Origin of the sequence: Enterococcus sp. S183_ASV_20 (genome assembly GCF_018919685.1) — a bacterium.
GTDB classification, from domain to species: domain Bacteria; phylum Bacillota; class Bacilli; order Lactobacillales; family Enterococcaceae; genus Enterococcus; species Enterococcus faecalis.
Genome location: NZ_JAHLRI010000148.1, coordinates 1 through 1081, shown reverse-complemented (window position 1 = coordinate 1081; position 1081 = coordinate 1). Strand labels below are relative to the sequence as shown.

At 36.1% G+C, this 1081-nt stretch carries 1 protein-coding gene and 1 pseudogene; both read left to right on the top strand.

Translation table 11 applies throughout. From position 1 onward, the window contains the following. Window positions 1–514: SH3 domain-containing protein (locus KQI94_RS16110; RefSeq protein ID WP_216454658.1), on the top strand; the 514-nt coding region annotated here is incomplete at its 5' end. Between the two features lie 184 nt (window positions 515–698). Beyond that, a pseudogene (locus KQI94_RS16105) lies at window positions 699–1081 on the top strand (hypothetical protein); the annotation flags it as partial.

The window sequence follows — 1081 nt, the reverse complement described above, 5'->3', positions numbered from 1 at the left end:
ATTTTATCCTAGCATGAGATTACCGGTAAGCGGTGATACAGATCCAAATAGCCCAGCATTAGCTTATTATGAAGCTGGTCAGGCCATTATCTACGATAGTTATGTTTTTGCCAATGGTTATGCATGGATTAGTTATATTGCAGGTTCAGGCTTGCGCCGTTATGTGGCAGTAGGGCCAGATGATGGTCGAACAGACACTGTATGGGGAACAGGATTTTTTGATAATGGTGGAGATCCTGGTTCACAGGCACACCCTAATTCTATTGGGTTGGTACCTAAAGCAGGTAATTTTGTTCCAAATCGCAAGCTTCCGGTCAGTGCTGACACCGATCCAAATAGTGCTGCATTAGATTATTACGAAGCAGGTCAGTCAATTGGTTATGACAGTTATATTTTCGAAAATGGCTATGCGTGGATTAGTTATATTGCAGGCTCTGGATTGCGCCGCTACGTGGCAGTGGGACCAGATGATGGTCGTACAGATACTGTATGGGGCAAAGGATTCTTTAATTAGTACAAATTATATTGCTTTAAACACTAGTTATTAGTGTTTAAAGCAATATTTCTTAAGATAAAGCATTAAGATCATTGAAAATTAAATACACACCTATATGAAATCCATTACTAACGTAAATATTTATGTCACAAAATGGATATTTTCATTACATACATTTATAAAAATAGAAGGTAGTGATTATGTGAAGTTTTGGGCAGAAGTAACTCGGTTATCAGATATTTATAGGTTTACAAATAAGGAAGAAGATTTGATAAATGTAATGGAATATATGGAAAGATATATAGGTGTATCTGCAAAAAATGCAAAGCATAGAAGCGAACTCTATAAGCTTTGTATCCCGTATGAAGATTTTATAAGTTCTTTTGATTTGGCCGTATGGGAAGCGCTTGAAACATATGCAGGACAAGAAAAAGTAGAACATACTTTTAAAAATATTGTTCTTTTTAGAATGAATCTTGCTGAAAAAAGTGTGTGGCGATTATACAAAAGCAATACATGTGATAGCGCTGACAAAAATGGTATTTCTTATGACTCTGCACGTTGGAACGAGTTAGATAGTAATAC